Here is a 15754-nt window from a genome sequence, read left to right as displayed (position 1 = left end):
GTTTCAGGTGATTACTGCGCTATCCCGCAAAGGTTATTCCATGCAAGCCCTGGCAGATGAGCTGATGGTGGCCCGTACCACCCTCATAGGTTGGCGCCAGGGGGCAGAACCGCCCCATTCGGGTGGCGATCGCCTGTTGACCCTGTGGAGCCATGCAACCGGCCTGGAGCGCACACGGGTGCCAACCGTAACCATCGATGACTGGTGGGCCTTTCACGCGAAGTGAAAGTCAACTGGCCCTCACCATCGCTAGTTCGGAAGGCTGGGGGAAGGTACTCTGCCTGCGCGATGACAAGGAGCGTAGTTATGACAACAGAAATAATTTCGATGGGGCAAGCCGCTGCAATCATTGGCTTCATCAGTGCCGTATTTGGCCTGTACCGAATACTGGTGCAAAAGAAAGACGCCGTGATCCAGTTGCTCAAAGAACGTCTGGCCCAAAAGGACGAGCAGATTGCAGCGTTACAAGCCCAGACACCCGACACGTTCGTATCCATCCTCAATGATCGGATCAAGGTCACCCAGGATGAAATTTGCCGCCTCAAAGCCGATGAAGACACTCATCGGAGCGAGATCAAGCTGAAGGTGGAAGAGCTCCAAGGCATTCAGGGCAAGCTGTCAGTCCTATCTGATCTGATCCGTGAGAGCGATTTGATATGCCCCCACTGCGGCGATCCGTTGGCGGGCCGCCATGTACATACGATCTATGGAGGCAGGGACGGTGAACAGGAGGCGGACATCCTGATCAGTAACTACGAGTGCGGGTACTCGATCGCAGACGATGGCAAAGAGCTGTCCCGCTGCCAACATCACGTGCCGACATAGGCCGCCGCGGCAGCTCTAGAAGGTTCAAAATCCCTTGGGAGAGAAGCCACGAGAGCTAATGTGAGTACATTTGTGAGTATGATTAAAACCATACACGTATAAAATGCTTTTAAATCATGGAGATACAAACCAAATTAGGGTCTCCCTCGGGCACCATGATTGAACAGGAAACCGACCTTAGGGTCGGTTTTTTTGTGGGCGGGTTTTGGGTTTTAAACGGCCAGACCAGAGAGGGCATGCGAGACGGTATGGCGCTGCCTGTGCGACGCCGAGCCGGACATGGCCGGATTCTCATGCTGTTGGGTAAGGCACCTCAGTTCACGGACGCTTTCAGGGCCGGAACCATGCCAACACCTGAACTGAACACCGCGTAGTCCAGCCCCCAGAGACTCGGCTCTTGATCTTCGTCGAGCGGGTCGTCATCGCCTAGGAACATCGCCAGCCGCTTTTCATAGTCGAACTGGGAGTGCTCAACGCCACCCGTAGACAGGCGTGACGATCCTGCGCAGCCTGCCAAACTGATAAAGAACAACGCGGTGGACATTATGAGTAATGCGCGCAGTGTTTTTCTCATCATCGAAGCCTCACCCGCTGAAACCGTCTACGGATTGCTCGCTGCTTGCCGCCATTTCTGCCTGGTCGGCCCTGATGATTACAGCCCGCTGCCTTTCGTAGGCATCCAGAGATAGCCCTTGACGCTGCAGCGCTTCCAGCCGCAACTGGCGCACTTCCTGCGCAGTATAGGGACGTAGTTCGGGATGGGTGGCACAGCCTGCAAGAAGACTGAGACCAACAACAGTGATGACAACCAGAAGAGGACGGACAATGGCGTTCATGGTGCAGCATCCTGTGCCTGACATTCGAGGGTCTCGAATCGATGGATCAAGCTTATGAGGCGCCGCACAAGGTGAAAAATCGTCCCGCTTGATAGTTGCTATCACTGATTCGAACTGTTCTGCGAGGCGGCCTGGGATCGATTTCTGAGCTGCCTACACGGCAGTGAACTCATGGCGTGGAGTTCGAGGGCGTCGGCCCTGCTTTCTGAGCTGCCGTGTAGGCAGCTCAGAAAGACTCATAATCAGCAAGCCGTAGCTTCAACTCATCACCTGCCGAATAGGCAGCGTAAAAATCGATACATCAGCCACACAAGCCGCCTGCCCGTACCCGGTAACCCACCGTGAAACAGGCTGGGCACATCTTTGCCTTACAGCTCCGACACCGTCGTCCCCTGCCCAAACACCCCTGCCATCGCCTCAACCACCACCTTCACCCGCGCCGTATGCGCCAGATCCTGATGCAACACCAGCCACGCTTCATAAGGCGTGGCACGCCGGCGCTGCGGCCATAGCCGCGTCAACTGAGGATCGCGCGCCGCCAGATAGTCAGGTAGTTCACCCAAGGCCAACCCTGCCCGCACGAACGTGGCCAACATCAAGCTGGAGTCCAGCTCGGCCACCACCCGCCCCTGCTTGATGGGCACGCCCACCAGCGTCCCGTCCTGGCGCTCGGTCACCCCGGCCTGGTACAGGGCAATGTCGTGTCCGGCGAAATGGTCCTGTGGCTCTGGCGTGCCATGGCGTTCGAGATAGCCGCGAGTGGCATACAGCCCCACGTCCCAACTGGCCATCCGCCGCACGATCAGATCCGGCTGCTCAGGACGCACGGTGCGCACGGCGATGTCGGCCTCCCGGCGCGCCAGATCCAGCAGTCGGGTGGTGGTGGTCAGGATCACGCGAATGTCGGGATGGCTCGCGCGCAAGCGCTCGATCGCCGGGACCAGGAAATCGACGGCCAGCGCATCGGTGGTGGTGACCCTCACCTCGCCCTCGGCGCGTGCATCGGCGCCCTCGCTCCGACGCTCGAACGACACGGCCATGCGCTCCATGTCCTGCGCTTTGAGCAACACATCCCGGCCGGTCACGGTCAGCGTCAGGCCACTGTTGCTGCGCAGGAACAACCGACTGCCGAGTGTGCGCTCCAGCCCGGCCAGGCGTCGGCTCACGGTGGTCTGGTCGATACCCAACTGCTGCGCCGCGCCAGTCAGGGTGCTCGCACGATGGACAGCAAGAAAAATACGTATGTCATCCCAGTTCATGATCACCTTCTACGCACCTGCAAAAATGCAGCCGATGACTGCATTGGCGTGCATTTTCACATGAACCCAGCCTGTCTAGCATGTGCCGCTTTCCTTCAACTCACTACGACAGCCGGCCTGTCATCCGGGAGCCTCATGCCTCGTTCCTCATTCATCCTCGTCGTCGCGATGCTCAGCGCCTTCGGCCTGATCGCCTCGGACGTCTACTTGCCCGCCATGCCCAGCATGACCCACGCCTTCGGCATCGCCGAGTGGCAGATGCCGCAGACCGTGTCGTTCTATCTGCTGGCGCTGGCGGTATCGCAATTGGTGTACGGCCCACTTTCCGACCGCTATGGCCGCAAACCGGCATTGATGGGCGCCGGCCTGCTGTACCTGGTCGGCTCGCTGGGCTGTGCGGCGGCGGGCAGCTACTCGGCATTTCTGGCATGGCGCATGATCGAGGCGATGGGCGCCGCTGCCGGGCTGGTCATTGGCCGCGCGCTGATCGCCGATACCTGTGACAAGCGAACCTCGGCCAAGGTCTATGCGATCGTCTACCCACTGGTGTCACTCTCCCCCGCGCTGGCGCCGGTGATTGGCGGACACCTGGCGGCCCAGTTCGGCTGGCGCGCAGATTTTCTTTTCGTCGCGGGATTCGGGGCTGTTGCACTGCTTTTGGCCTTGATACGACTCCCTGAAACGCTGCCGGCAGCGGCGCGTGTACGGACCAACCCCTTCAACGGTTTCAGCCAAGTACTACGCGACCGTGGCTTCCGCCGCTACACCCTGGTGGTCTGCGCGATCTACTGCGCGTGGTTCGTCTACCTCACGCAGTCACCCTTCCTGCTGACACGCGCAGGGCTGAGCGAAGAACAGATCGGCTGGATGTACCTGCCGCTGACAGCGGGCATCATCGGCGCGAATTGGCTGACGAAACGCGGGTTGGAATACTGGCCCTATGACCGGCTGGTGGCCGCCGGGGTGGTCTGCTTCGTGGTTGGCGGTGTGGTCTTTCTGGGGGTTGCAGCGATGGACTGGCGAAGTGCGGCCGGGGTGGTGCTGCCGATGTGCCTGGTGAGCCTGGCCAATGGCTCATCATTGTCACTGTCCGTGTCGGGAGCCATCGCCGCAGAGCACGGCCATGCCGCCACCGCCTCTGGGCTGGTGGGTTTCTGTCAGATTGGCAGTGCCGCGCTGATGGCCATGGCGATCAGCGCAGTGTTCGGGACCAGCCTGGCTGTGCTGGCGGGGGCCGTTGCGATGTTCAGCCTGATCGCGCTTGGCGCGTGCCTAGGGGGCTGCTTGCATCATGGGCGCGACTGAGTGGTTCGCCACTCCTTACTCAACACCGCATACTGATAAGTATTCTCGTACACCGGCACCCCGTGATCGTCCTTCATGAACGACACGAACTCCATGAACAGTCCCTCCCGGCGCATGCCGAGCTTTTCGCAGAGTCGCTGGGACGGCAGGTTGGTGTCCTCAACGTAGGCATACAACCGTCGCAGGCCCCGTTCGTTGAACAAATAGTCCACCAGCGCTACCGCCGCCTCGTGCGCATAGCCCTGCCCGGCGAAGCGGGGATTGAAATTCCAGCCGATGGAAAACGTGTCCGGCTGGTCCTTTTCCGGGTGAGCGAAGACATCGCCGACCAACGCGCCATCGTGCTTGAGACACACGGCAAAGTATTCGTTGTCGATACCGCGCTGCTTCGCTTCTTGCGCGGCAGCGGCCGTGTCGGACAGCGCCAGTGAGAAAAAGCAACTGGCGGTCGGTCGATGCAGGTAGTCGAACAGCGCGGCGGCATCACCCTCGCAGAAGCGACGCACGATCAGTCGGTCGGTTTCATACAAGGTTGCGGGGGTATTCACGGAAAACTCCTTAACGGCGGCTCAACGCCAGCCGGGCAGCGAACAGGATGAACAGCACGCCGGTGGTGCGATCCATCCATGAGACCACCGAGCCCTTGCGCAGCACACCGGACAACGAGCGGGTGGCACCGATCAATGCCGCGGCCCAGAGCAGGCCGAGCACCACGTGAATGGCGACCAGGCCAAAGGTCCAGGTGATCAGCGGTGCCCCCTGGGGGATGAACTGCGGCAAGAACGACACATAGAAGATGCCGATCTTCGGATTGAGCAGATTGCCGAGCATGCCCCTGAGGAACCAGTTCCGCGTGGGACGTGCGTCTTGCTCGGCCGGGGCCAACGACTGCCGGGGGCGCAGCAGCATGTTCAGGCCCAACCATGCCAGATAGGCCGCGCCGCAGTACTTGAGTATGTCGTAGGCCAGTTCCGACACGGCGATCAAGGCGCCGAGACCGAAAGCCACCGCCGCGCCCCAGATGAAGCAGCCGGCGTTGATACCCAGCGCGGCGCGCAGCCCCTGCGCGCGGCCTTCGACGGCCGATGTTCTGAGGATCAGGGCCGTATCCAGGCCTGGGGTGATGGTCAACACTGTGGCGGCGAGGGTAAAGGCAAGCAGGTTATCGGCGAGGGTCATGGCGAGTCGGCCTTGTGGACAGTTGGCCTAGCGTAGCCTGTGGGAAGGGTTTTCCGTAGTCCGGGCGCGGGTAAATTTCAGTATTTTCTTCATCGCCTGTAGGCCATCTTTTGTTCGACGCGGACGGAAAATTCGCGCTTGTCGGCGATCACAGGCCGCTGCCAGGCGGCGTCTGAAATGGCTGGCTCAAGCCGCCGCCGGCGCGTCGGCTACCCCATTGCTTTGGCTACGCAGCAACAGCAACAAGCTCCAGACCTTCACCACCTCGGCGACGAGGCTGAGGAAGAACACCAGCCATCCCGCCGTCTCGATCAGCGGATCGGGCCAGAACAGCGCAACCGGGATCGAGGGCACCAGAATCACCCGAAACGGCGCCTGCGCCAGCCCGAGATAAGCCGCCATGCGCGCGCCTTTCAGAAAGAGACAGGCGCTGATGAACACCGTCAGATAGACCGCCAAGCTGGCGAAGCCAATGGCGTAGGCGAGTTCCGCATGTTCTGACGCCAAGGCCAGAATGCTGTGCAGGTCGGTCCAGAACGGGATGTCACCGCGACGCAGGCTGTCGACCACATAGACCAGGACGATGAGCATATCCATCGCCCCCCAGCCCAGCTGAGTGAACCGCTGAAATCGCTTGTCGGTCAGGCTCAAAGGTGCATCTCCTTTCGTGTCCATGAAGGCTGTCCGCGAGAGCGCGAACCGCCGTGCCGCTGCATTTAACGGCGACTCAGCGGTCAACGCATGAGGATGCGGGAGAGATAACCTGTGGGATGTATCTGTGTGTGTTGTCGGTATGCCCATGGTCACAAAAAGAAAGAGGATCCATCGTCCAGGTCCTATCAAGCGGCCGACGGTTGGCTGCGCGCCACCACGACCCGGTTGCGCCCGGCGCTCTTGGCTTGGTACAGCGCCATGTCCGCTTCATGCAGCCAGCCATCGGCACTGAGCTGGTGCGCGCCGTAGGCGGCGATGCCGATGCTCAGGCTCAGCCGCTGCTCCGGCAGGTCGGGATGCCTATAGCACTCCACCGCCTGGCGCAATCGTTCGAGGATTTCCTCGGCCTGGGCCAGGCCAGCGCCGGGCAACATCACACAGAATTCGTCTCCGCCATAACGGGCCACCAGGTCGGTCTTGCGCAGGTGCGTCGGTAGCAGCGCACTCAGGGTGCGCAGGATGTCGTCGCCCATCAGGTGGCCATGAACGTCGTTGATCTGCTTGAAGTGATCGATGTCGATCAACGCCAGCACACTGGCTTGGTCGGCGCGGCGGCAGCGCTGGAATTCGCGTGTCAGCAGGTCTTTCCAGGCGCCGTGGTTGATCAGTCCGGTCAGGCTGTCGGTCTGGCTCAGGCGCGCCAGGGCGCGCTTGTGCTGGCCCAGTTGAACCGTGACCTGGTAACAGATCAGGCCGATGGCCATGGGGTAGATCAGCAGGATCGGCAGGCAGGCCAGCATCTGCGCCTGGGTGGTGGGCGGAAACAGCGGCGGCCCGTACAGCCACAGACCCAGCGCGATACCCAGCACCTGGGCAATGACGGTCTTGACCAGCATGTGCCAGCCACCGGCGGCGATCTTGTCCATGGCAATCATCGACAGGATGATCACGCTTGGCAGCGGGTTGAGCCCCATCGCCCCGGCCCAGCAGCCGCCGGCGAAGCCGTCGAATACCAGGTTGCGCTGCTCGGCGACGAAAGGCTGCCGGGAGCGTCGAGCGATCTGGTAGGCCAGATGTGGCCAAACGAAGCCATGCAGCCCGAGCAGCGTCCAGACCCACCACGCCGGTTGCAGGGGCCACAGGCCAATGAGCACGCAGAAGAAACCCAGACCGGTGCCGATCGCACGTGGCGGGTACATGCGCTTGGCAAAAGAAAGGCCCTTGCCCGTTCGCTGGTTCATCGGGAATCACCGAAAAAAAACTGTCCTGGGTTGCACCGGACAGGCAACCAGGCTGGCGACAGGCCCTGGGGTTCGGCGTTTTGGCATTGTGCCACTACTGAAAAGGGGAGTTCAAACGGGAGGGGCCGAATCCTACGCATTTCATCAGCCTTCGGAAAACTGAACCGTTTAACGTTCCCATCCCTCTGCGCGAACCTTACCCCGCCCCCGGCGTCCGATCCTTCATCCGCTCCATGAAGAGATCCCTGCGTGAAAAACTACCTCGTGCGCAAATACCGCTTGGTGTTCAAGACCTTCAACTACATTGGCTGGTCGCTGCTGTGGCTGCTGCTCTGGGACATCCTGGTGACCCTGGACTTCATGCTGTTCCTCGACAGCAAGTTCAGCCTGCCGCTGATCCCGCTGACCCTGCTCGGCTCGGCACTGGTGGTGCTGGTGAGTTTTCGCAACAGCAGCGCCTACAACCGCTGGTGGGAAGCGCGAACGCTGTGGGGGGCGATGGTCAACAGTTCGCGCAGCTTCGCGCGGCAGGTGCTGACGCTTGTGGACGACACCGACGACGGGCTCAATCCGGTGAAAGCCACGCTGCTGCGCCGTCACGTGGCCTATGTGAACTGCCTGGCCGCGCACCTCAAGGGCGAGCCGTGCCCGGCCGAACTGATGGCGTTCATCCCGCAGCACGAATTCGAGCGACGCAATGGCTCGAACAATTTCGCCAACGACATCCTCGCAGGCTCCGCCGCCTTGCTCTCTCGTGAGTACAAGGCTGGGCGGCTGGACAGCATTCGCCTGGCACGGCTGGAGTCGACCCTGGTGGACCTGTCCAATGCCCAAGGTGGCATGGAGCGGATCGCCAATACCCCGCTGCCCTACCCCTACGTGTACTTCCCACGGCTGTTCATCACGCTGTTCTGCGTGATCGTGCCGATCGGCCTGGTGGAATCGCTGGAGTGGTTCACGCCGCTGGCCTCGACCGTGGTCGGCTTCATGCTGCTGGCGATCGAACGCATCGGTACCGACCTGCAGAGCCCGTTCCGCCGCAGCGAGCACCAGATCACCATGGACACCATCTGCGAGACCATCGAGCGCAACCTGGAGTCGATGCAGCGCGAAGCGCAGTGCGGCGAGTGGGCGCCGTGACGAGCGGCGCCAGTTCGCGGCTGAAGACCCGCAGGGTCAGGCGCGTACGTAGCGCTGGCGCAGTACGTCGCTCAAGGTATCCACCAGCAACACCAGCACCAGCATGCCGATGATCACGGTGCTGGCCTGCGCCTCCTGGAACAGGCTGAGGGTGGTGTAGAGCATCTGCCCCAGCCCGCCCGCGCCGACGAAACCGAGCACGCTGGCCATGCGGATGTTGTTTTCCCAGCGGTACAGGCTGTAGGCGAGCCACTGCGGCCACAGGTTGGGCAAGGTGCCGAAGCAGAACGCCGCCACCTGCCCACCGCCCTGCAGGCGGATGGCCTGCGCAGGCTCGGGCGGTGCGTTTTCCAGCGCCTCGGCGAACAATCGGCCCAGCACCCCGGCTGTGTGCAACGCCAGGGCCAGGGTGCCGGCGTTCGGGCCAAGCCCGGCCGCCAGCACCGTCAAGGCCGCCCAGACCAGTTCCGGAATTGCCCGCAGCGCATTGAGCAGCAGCCGCGCTGCGCCTTGCAGCGGCCAGCCGAAACGCCCCGCCGCCGGCAACGCGAGCAGCAACCCCAAGAGCATCGCCAGCAACGTACCCAGGCCGGACATGGCCAGGGTTTCCAGTGCTCCATGGCCCACCGCGCGCAAGTGCTCGGTCGAGAGGTCAGGGCTGAGGAAGCGCGCCGCATAGTCAGCCATCTGCGCCGAGCCGCCGTTGCCCAGCACCGAGGCCAGGTCCAGTTGCAGGTAGGCGAACGACGCCACCACGGCGGCCAGCAGTGCCAGCAGCACCAGCCAATTGGTCACCCGCTTCACGCCAGCCTCCCGCGCAGCAGGCGGCTCAGGCCATCAGCCAGGGTCACCAGCAGCAGGAACGCCAGCAGCATGCTCGCCACCTCGGCGCCGGCGAACATGCGCATCGACAGGTCGATCTGCTGACCGAGCCCGCCAGCGCCGACGAAGCCCATCACCACCGACGCGCGCACCGCACACTCCCAACGGTAGACGCTGTAGGACACCACCTCGGCCGCCGCCAGCGGCAGGATGCCGTAGGCGAAGGCCGCCAATCGCCCGCTGCCACCCTGCATCAGGGCATGCGCCGGACGCTGGTCGACCGACTCGAAGATCTCGGCATAGACCTTGCCGAGCATGCCGCTGTAGGTGATGGCGATGGCCAGCACCCCCGCCGTCGGTCCCAACCCGACCGCCCTGACGAACAGCAGCGCCCAGACGATTTCCGGCACGCTGCGCAGGAACACCAACAGCCCGCGCACCGGCAAGCGCGCCAGTTGCGACCATGGCCCCGGCCGGCCACCGCGCGATGCGGCACGCAACGACAGCGCGCGACTGGCGAGCAGGCTGGCGGGCACGGCCAACAGCAACGCCAGGGCCATACCGGCCGTGGCCACGGCCAGCGTCTGCACCGTCGCCTCCAGCAGCAAGGCGAGGAAATCGCGATCATGGGCCGGTGGCCAGAACGCGCCGAGAAAGCTGGCCATCTGCTGCCGGTTCTCGGCCTGCAGCAGCACCCCCGGGTTCAGCTCGCTCAGTTGCACGCCCGGCCACAGCACCGCCAGGCACACCACGGCCAGCAGCAGACGCGGCCAGGCCGCCGGATCGCGGGCATCGGCCTTCAGCATCGTGGCATCTGCACCGTCAGGGTCGGCGCTACGGTCACTGGCGCCGTCAGGTGCTCGTTGGCATAGAGCTCGTCGAGCATGCTCTGCGCGACCGCCGCCGCCGCACAATCGAACGCCACCTGGCCGTCACGAATGCCGATGATGCGCGGGAAATGCGCCAGCGCCAGGTCCACCGCATGCAGGCTGGCGACCAGGGTCACGCCCCGCTCGCGTGCATGGCGGTTGAGCAGGCCCAAACTATGCTCGGCCAGTACCGGGTCCATCGCCGAGACCGGCTCGTCGGCCAGCAGCACCTCAGCCTGTTGGTACAAGGCGCGGGCGATGCCGACGCGCTGCAACTGACCACCGGACAACTGCCCGCACTGGACGAACACCTTGTCGGCCAGCCCCAGCTCGGCCAGCACTTGGCGTGCGCCGGGTACATCGGTGGGGTGCAGCAGGTTGAGCAGCCCGCGCAGGGTGCCCCACTGCCCCAAACGTCCGGCCAGCACGGCGGTGACCACCCGTTGGCGCGGCGGCAAGGGCGGCGCCTGGTGCACCAGCGCAACCCGCGTGCGCAAACGCTGGCGAGCGCGGGCCGACAGTGCCCAGGGCTGTTCGCCGAGTAGGTGCAGGCACCCGCTGCTCGGCTGCACGGCGGTGGCCATCAGGTGCAGCAAGCTGGACTTGCCCGCGCCGGACGGGCCGATCACCGCCACCCGCTCGCCGGCGTCGATACGCAGGTTGACGTGGTCCAGGGCGCGAACCTGGCCGTGGCGCAGCCCCGCGCCCTGCAGTTCGATACTCACTTGAGCAAGCCGGCCTCACGGGCAGCCTGCTCGGTGCCGACGTAGTTCTCCGGCTGGGTTTCGATGAAGCGGCTGGCCGCCTGCAGATCGAGGATCGCCTTCTGCTCGGGCTTGGCGGGATCCAGGGCGAGGAAGGCTTGCTTGATCTTCTCTTTGAGCGCCGGGTCCATGTTGCCGCGCACCGTCCAGTTGTAGTCGTAGTAGGTCGGCGTGGTCGCAAAGACGCGCACCTTGGTGGTGTCGACCTTGCCGGCATCGACCAGCTTCTGCCAGACGCTGGCGTTGAGCACACCGGCATCGACCTTGCCGGCCTGCACCCAGGCGACGGTGGCGTCGTGGGCATCGGAATAGGCGACCCGGCTGAAGTAGCTTTCCGGCTTGATGTTGTCCTGCTTGAGCATGAAGTAGCGCGGCATCAAGCTGCCGGACGTCGAAGAGATCGAGCCGAAGGCGAAGGTCTTGCCCTTCAGATCGGCCAGGCTCTTGACCTCGGGGTTGGCGGTGATGAACTTGCTGGTGAACTGGGCATCCTGCTCGCGCTGTACCAGCGGTGTAGCGGTGGGATCTTTCAGGTGCACCTGAACGAAGGTGAAGCCGCCCAGCCAGGCCAGGTCGAGGCGGTCGCTGGCCAGCGACTCGACCACCGCCGGATAATCGGCCACCGGCACGAACTGCACCTTCATGCCCAGTTGCTGCTCGAGGTACTCGCCCAGCGGTTTGAACTTGCGCAGCAACTCGGTCGGCGCTTCATCGGGAATGGCGCTGACGCGCAAGGTCTCGGCAGCCTGAGCCACCACGGCACAGCAAGACAGGACGAAGCCGGCGGCCAGCGCCAGGGGACGTTTCAGCACGGGAGGGGTCTCCTTTGGAGACAGCTGCGAGCGGTGAGCTGCAAGCTGCAAATGAACGCGGATCGCGGTTGGGTGTAGCTGGGCATTCTAGCCGCAAGCACGCACGACTGCTTCATCTTGCCGCTCGAAGCTTGAAGCTCGAAGCTGCTCTATTGCTACACTCGCGCATTCATTCGATTGCGAGGTGCCCATGAGCGAGCCGATTCGCCTGACCCAGTACAGCCACGGCGCAGGTTGTGGCTGCAAGATCTCTCCCAAGGTGCTCGACGTCATTCTGGCCGACAGCGGCAGCCAGGCGCTGGATCCCAAGCTGTGGGTCGGCAACGCTTCGCGTGACGACGCCGCCGTGTATGCGCTGGACGATGAGCGTGGCGTGGTCTCGACCACCGACTTCTTCATGCCCATCGTCGACGACCCCTACGATTTCGGCCGCATCGCGGCCACCAACGCCATCAGCGACATCTACGCCATGGGCGGCGATCCGCTGATGGCGATCGCCATTCTCGGCTGGCCGATCAACGTGCTGCCGCCTGAGGTCGCCCGCGAAGTGATCCGGGGTGGTCGCGCAGTGTGCGCCGAGGCCGGCATTCCGCTGGCCGGCGGGCATTCGATCGACGCGCCCGAGCCGATCTTCGGCCTGGCCGTGACCGGTGTGGTCGGCAAGCGCCAGCTCAAGCGCAACGACACCGCCACCGCAGGCTGCACGCTGTACCTCACCAAGCCGCTGGGCATCGGCATCCTCACCACCGCCGAGAAAAAGGCCAAGCTGCGTGTCCAGGACCAGGGCCTGGCGCGCGACTGGATGTGCACCTTGAACACCCCCGGCAGCCGCTTCGGCAAGCTCGACGGGGTCAAAGCCATGACCGACGTCACCGGCTTCGGCCTGCTTGGCCACCTGGTCGAAGTGGCCGAAGGCAGCGGCCTCACCGCGCGCCTGCAATTCGACGCCGTGCCGCGCCTGCCGGGTGTCGAGCACTACCTGGCCGAGGGCTGCATTCCCGGCGGCACGCTGCGCAACCACGAGAGCTACGGTCACAAGATCGCCGCCTTGACCGATGAACAGAAACACCTGCTGTGCGACCCGCAGACCAGCGGCGGCCTGCTGGTGGCCGTCAGCCCCGAGGGCCAGGCGCAGTTCCTCGCGGTGGCCGCAGAACTCGGCCTGGACCTGGCGCCGATCGGCACCCTGGTCGAGCGACAGACCTACGCAGTCGAGGTGATCTGATGCGCCCCGACTGCACCGACTTCCACCCGCTGTTCCTCGATGACGTGCCGATGATGGACATGCGTGCGCCCATCGAGTTTGCCAAAGGCGCCTTCCCCGGCGTGGTCAACCTGCCGCTGATGAACGACGCGGAGCGGCACAAGGTCGGCACCTGCTTCAAGCAGCAGGGCCAGGGCGCGGCCATCGCCCTGGGCCATCAACTGGTCAATGGCGCAGTCAAGCAGGCGCGCCTGGAGGCCTGGGCGGCCTTTGCCAGTGCCAACCCGCAGGGCTACCTGTACTGCTTGCGCGGCGGCCTGCGCTCGCAGATCGTCCAAGGCTGGCTGAGAGAGGCCGGTATCGACTACCCGCGCATCAGCGGCGGCTACAAGGCCCTGCGCAACTATCTGCTGGATACCACGGCACAGGCGGTGGCGCAGTGCGACTTCGTGCTCATGGGCGGGCTCACCGGCACAGGCAAGACCGACGTCCTGCTGCAACTGGATAACGCGCTGGACCTGGAAGGCCACGCCAACCATCGCGGCTCCAGCTTCGGCAAACGCGCCACCGCGCAGCCGGCGCAGATCGACTTCGAAAACCAGTTGGCGATCGACGTGCTGAAGAAACGGGCGCGTGGCGTGCAGCAATTCGTGCTCGAAGACGAGGGGCGCATCGTCGGCAGTTGCGCGGTGCCGCTGCCGCTCTACCAGGGCATGCAGCGCTATCCGCTGGTGTGGCTGGAAGATAGCTTCGTCCAGCGTGTCGAGCGGATCCTGCGCGATTACGTGATCGACCTGTGCGCCGAGTTCGTCGCCTTGCACGGCGAGGATGAGGGTCGCCAGTTGTTCGCTGAACGTCTGCGCCACAGCCTGGGCAACATTCGCAAGCGCCTGGGCGGCGAACGTCTCCAGCGCCTGCAGGCGCTGCTGGACCAGGCCTTGGACGAACAGTTGCGCAGCGGCGACGTGGACCTGCACCGGGGCTGGATCGAAGGCTTGCTGAACGAGTATTACGACCCGATGTACGCCTATCAGCGCGAGGCCAAGGCGCACCGCATCGAGTTCGCGGGCGATGGCGTGGAGGTGCGCGAATATCTCAAGGCACGGGCGCAGCGCGAGCGGCCACCGGCACGCTGACAGCGCCTCGGCGCCGCGACCGCAGACGTCCCGGCGCCACGCCTCGAAGCATTACTGCTCGGGCTTGAGCAGACGCTCCATCTCCGCCGCGCGCTCCTGGGTCATGTCCATCACGCAGATGCCTTGCTCGACGCTGGCCATGCTGCCGCCGCTCAGTTGCGCGTGGAAGCCGCAGTTCTTGTCGCGAAAGGCAATCCAGTCGCGCTGCACTTCACGCAGGCGCTTGACCTGGGCGATCTCCAGCTTGCGGATCAACTGCTTGTAGGCGGTGTTCAGGCGTTGATCCTGCACGCGGGTTTCGTCGGTGACGCAGACATTCATCGCCAAGGTGCTGGCGGCCTTGTCCATGCACTGGACATAGCTCGGGGAATTGTCGTCGGCCTGGGCCGATGTGGCGAAGGCCAGCACGGCGTACAGCGTGGCAAAAGCATAGCGAGTCATCGAAGCGGGTCCGTTGCGTGAAGAGGATGCTGAGCCTAGCAGTGTCAGAGACTTTGCGCAGGCTCAGGCGGCATCAGCACCTGATCCACCTCGAAGCGCAGCGACGGCAGTTGTGTGGCGACATACAGCGTGAGCGCCAGGGCCGCAATCACCACCACGTCCACCCAGTTCCAGCCCGGCACCTCATCGGCGCGGCGGGCCTTGAAGCACCACCAGAGCTGGCCGGCGCAGAACACCAGCATCGACCCCAGCCACAGGTAGAAGCCGAGGCCGAAACCGGTGATGTCGTGGAAAGCGTAGCTGCGGTTGTCCGGCAGACGCTCGATGGTCAAGCTGCCGATTGCCAGGTACAGCGCCGCAGCGCCGACCAGCAACGCCAAACGCCGAAAGCGCCGATGGGCGAGCACCGCCAGCGCCAGCAACGGGTTGGCGAACCAGGCGTACACATCGAAGGCCACGCCCCAGGGGCCGTAGAGCAGCATCTGCAAGGCCGGCATCTGGCGCCCGACGTCCATCAGCGCGCCATCGAAGAACAGACTGGAGAGGTACAGCAGCAGGCTGAGACTCAGGTAATAAGCGGGCAACCGGACACTCCACGGGCTTGAAAGCGAACGCCGACCTTACCGCACCCACGCCTCAGGCGACAGGCGGTTCCAGCAGCAGGCCGTAGAGGCCCGAGTCGGACAGCTCTCCAGCCACGCACCAACGCGCACGCAAGGTGCCTTCCAGCACGAAGCCCTGACGCTCCAGGGTGCGCGCCGAGCCTTGGTTGCGCGGGTCGATCTCTGCTTCCAGACGGCGCATGTGCAGGGTGTGGGCCAGGTAGTCGATGAAGCAGGTCAGCGCCTCGTCCATGTAGCCCCGGCCCTGCACGGCGCGGGCCAGGCAGTAGCCGATCTCGCCCCGGCGCGAGTCGTGATCGATGTTGAACATCTGCACCATGCCGATCAGCTCGCCGTTGTCGCGCCGGTACATGCCCAGCTTGAGCAGCGTGCCCGTCGCATAGGCTTCGCGGTCGGCGGCCAGGGCGCTTTCGGCCTCGGCCAGTTCGGTCCAGGGCGCGTGATACCAGTAACGCATCACCTCGGGGTCGGCCATGATCGTCAACCAGCGCGCCGCATCGGCGTGGCGCATGGGCCGCAACTGCAAGCGCGGGCTGTCCAGGCACAGGTCACTGGGGAAACTGCGGAGGTGGATCACGCCGAACTCCTGTCCAAAGCTGGGAAGATGACAGTCTAGCGTCAGTGGCGTGATGAAAGTAAGTCGA

The 15754-nt window shown here is 63.9% G+C and carries 20 protein-coding genes; 6 read left to right on the top strand and 14 right to left on the bottom strand.

What is annotated here, in order from left to right; translation table 11 throughout:
- Window positions 1–40 precede the first annotated feature (40 nt).
- Both Q6A47_RS15680 and Q6A47_RS15675 read left to right on the top strand, forming a co-directional pair.
- Entirely contained in the window at window positions 41–226 is a 186-nt protein-coding gene (locus Q6A47_RS15680) for a hypothetical protein (protein ID WP_304484747.1), read from the top strand.
- An 80-nt stretch (window positions 227–306) separates the two neighbouring features.
- Complete coding sequence (locus Q6A47_RS15675) at window positions 307–825, top strand: coiled-coil domain-containing protein (protein ID WP_304484746.1); 519 nt, start codon at window positions 307–309, stop codon at window positions 823–825.
- Window positions 826–1138: 313 nt separating this feature from the next.
- On the opposite strand, the gene Q6A47_RS15670 is transcribed toward Q6A47_RS15675, so the two are convergent.
- From Q6A47_RS15670 to Q6A47_RS15660, 3 genes are all read right to left on the bottom strand, one after another.
- The gene (locus Q6A47_RS15670) at window positions 1139–1402 is read right to left on the bottom strand and encodes a hypothetical protein (protein WP_304484745.1); all 264 of its coding nucleotides are present in this window, start codon (window positions 1400–1402) and stop codon (window positions 1139–1141) included.
- A 7-nt stretch (window positions 1403–1409) separates the two neighbouring features.
- Entirely contained in the window at window positions 1410–1661 is a 252-nt protein-coding gene (locus tag Q6A47_RS15665) for a hypothetical protein (protein WP_304484744.1), read from the bottom strand.
- Between the two features lie 368 nt (window positions 1662–2029).
- Window positions 2030–2920, bottom strand: a complete 891-nt coding sequence (locus tag Q6A47_RS15660; protein WP_304484743.1) for a LysR family transcriptional regulator — start codon at window positions 2918–2920, stop codon at window positions 2030–2032.
- Between the two features lie 135 nt (window positions 2921–3055).
- Between Q6A47_RS15660 and Q6A47_RS15655 the strand changes: the two genes are divergently transcribed.
- Window positions 3056–4225, top strand: a complete 1170-nt coding sequence (locus Q6A47_RS15655) for a multidrug effflux MFS transporter (protein WP_304484742.1) — start codon at window positions 3056–3058, stop codon at window positions 4223–4225.
- On the opposite strand, the gene Q6A47_RS15650 is transcribed toward Q6A47_RS15655, so the two are convergent.
- From Q6A47_RS15650 to Q6A47_RS15635, 4 genes are all read right to left on the bottom strand, one after another.
- The gene (locus Q6A47_RS15650; protein ID WP_304484741.1) at window positions 4210–4773 is read right to left on the bottom strand and encodes a GNAT family N-acetyltransferase; all 564 of its coding nucleotides are present in this window, start codon (window positions 4771–4773) and stop codon (window positions 4210–4212) included. The two genes, Q6A47_RS15655 and Q6A47_RS15650, sit on opposite strands and share 16 nt — an antisense overlap.
- Before the next feature lie 10 nt (window positions 4774–4783).
- A complete protein-coding gene (locus Q6A47_RS15645; RefSeq protein WP_116887601.1) occupies window positions 4784–5404 on the bottom strand; it encodes a LysE family translocator in 621 nt (206 codons plus the stop codon).
- Window positions 5405–5590: 186 nt separating this feature from the next.
- Window positions 5591–6055 carry a hypothetical protein gene (locus tag Q6A47_RS15640; RefSeq protein WP_304484740.1) on the bottom strand — a complete coding sequence of 155 codons (465 nt, stop codon included), beginning with the start codon at window positions 6053–6055 and terminating at the stop codon, window positions 5591–5593.
- 188 nt (window positions 6056–6243) lie between these two features.
- Window positions 6244–7299: a diguanylate cyclase gene (locus Q6A47_RS15635; protein WP_295484575.1), complete on the bottom strand. Its 1056-nt coding sequence runs from the start codon at window positions 7297–7299 to the stop codon at window positions 6244–6246.
- Between the two features lie 249 nt (window positions 7300–7548).
- Here Q6A47_RS15635 and Q6A47_RS15630 point away from each other — a divergent pair, with 249 nt between their 5' ends.
- Window positions 7549–8439 carry a bestrophin family protein gene (locus tag Q6A47_RS15630; protein WP_039575412.1) on the top strand — a complete coding sequence of 297 codons (891 nt, stop codon included), beginning with the start codon at window positions 7549–7551 and terminating at the stop codon, window positions 8437–8439.
- 36 nt (window positions 8440–8475) lie between these two features.
- Here Q6A47_RS15630 and phnE read toward each other — a convergent pair whose 3' ends face one another.
- The 4 genes from phnE to Q6A47_RS15610 are packed head-to-tail and all read right to left on the bottom strand — an operon-like array spanning window position 8476 to window position 11706.
- Entirely contained in the window at window positions 8476–9243 is a 768-nt protein-coding gene (gene phnE, locus Q6A47_RS15625) for a phosphonate ABC transporter, permease protein PhnE (protein WP_304484739.1), read from the bottom strand.
- The gene (locus Q6A47_RS15620; protein ID WP_039575406.1) at window positions 9240–10067 is read right to left on the bottom strand and encodes a PhnE/PtxC family ABC transporter permease; all 828 of its coding nucleotides are present in this window, start codon (window positions 10065–10067) and stop codon (window positions 9240–9242) included. The genes phnE and Q6A47_RS15620 overlap by 4 nt, the downstream gene beginning before the upstream one ends.
- On the bottom strand, window positions 10061–10855 hold the full coding sequence (locus Q6A47_RS15615) for a phosphonate ABC transporter ATP-binding protein (RefSeq protein ID WP_304484738.1): 795 nt from the start codon (window positions 10853–10855) through the stop codon (window positions 10061–10063). Before Q6A47_RS15615 ends, Q6A47_RS15620 begins: the two co-directional genes overlap by 7 nt.
- A complete protein-coding gene (locus tag Q6A47_RS15610; RefSeq protein ID WP_304484737.1) occupies window positions 10852–11706 on the bottom strand; it encodes a putative selenate ABC transporter substrate-binding protein in 855 nt (284 codons plus the stop codon). The genes Q6A47_RS15615 and Q6A47_RS15610 overlap by 4 nt, the downstream gene beginning before the upstream one ends.
- A gap of 190 nt (window positions 11707–11896) precedes the next feature.
- Here Q6A47_RS15610 and selD point away from each other — a divergent pair, with 190 nt between their 5' ends.
- Both selD and mnmH read left to right on the top strand, forming a co-directional pair.
- Window positions 11897–12931, top strand: a complete 1035-nt coding sequence (selD, locus tag Q6A47_RS15605) for a selenide, water dikinase SelD (RefSeq protein WP_029613065.1) — start codon at window positions 11897–11899, stop codon at window positions 12929–12931.
- The gene (gene mnmH, locus Q6A47_RS15600; protein WP_295484627.1) at window positions 12931–14046 is read left to right on the top strand and encodes a tRNA 2-selenouridine(34) synthase MnmH; all 1116 of its coding nucleotides are present in this window, start codon (window positions 12931–12933) and stop codon (window positions 14044–14046) included. Before selD ends, mnmH begins: the two co-directional genes overlap by 1 nt.
- Before the next feature lie 51 nt (window positions 14047–14097).
- Here the strand turns inward: mnmH and Q6A47_RS15595 are convergent, their stop codons facing one another.
- From Q6A47_RS15595 to Q6A47_RS15585, 3 genes are read right to left on the bottom strand one after another with little or no spacing between them, the layout of a single operon-like run.
- Window positions 14098–14487, bottom strand: coding sequence for a lysozyme inhibitor LprI family protein (locus tag Q6A47_RS15595; RefSeq protein WP_295484639.1), 390 nt, complete (start codon window positions 14485–14487; stop codon window positions 14098–14100).
- A gap of 44 nt (window positions 14488–14531) precedes the next feature.
- On the bottom strand, window positions 14532–15071 hold the full coding sequence (locus tag Q6A47_RS15590; RefSeq protein WP_304484736.1) for a hypothetical protein: 540 nt from the start codon (window positions 15069–15071) through the stop codon (window positions 14532–14534).
- 52 nt (window positions 15072–15123) lie between these two features.
- The gene (locus Q6A47_RS15585) at window positions 15124–15687 is read right to left on the bottom strand and encodes a GNAT family N-acetyltransferase (RefSeq protein WP_304484735.1); all 564 of its coding nucleotides are present in this window, start codon (window positions 15685–15687) and stop codon (window positions 15124–15126) included.
- Window positions 15688–15754 lie beyond the last annotated feature (67 nt).

It is taken from the genome of Pseudomonas boreofloridensis (genome assembly GCF_030580795.1).
GTDB lineage: Bacteria > Pseudomonadota > Gammaproteobacteria > Pseudomonadales > Pseudomonadaceae > Aquipseudomonas > Aquipseudomonas boreofloridensis.
Note: the sequence above shows the minus strand (reverse complement) of the source record. Positions and strands in the feature narration are given on the sequence as shown.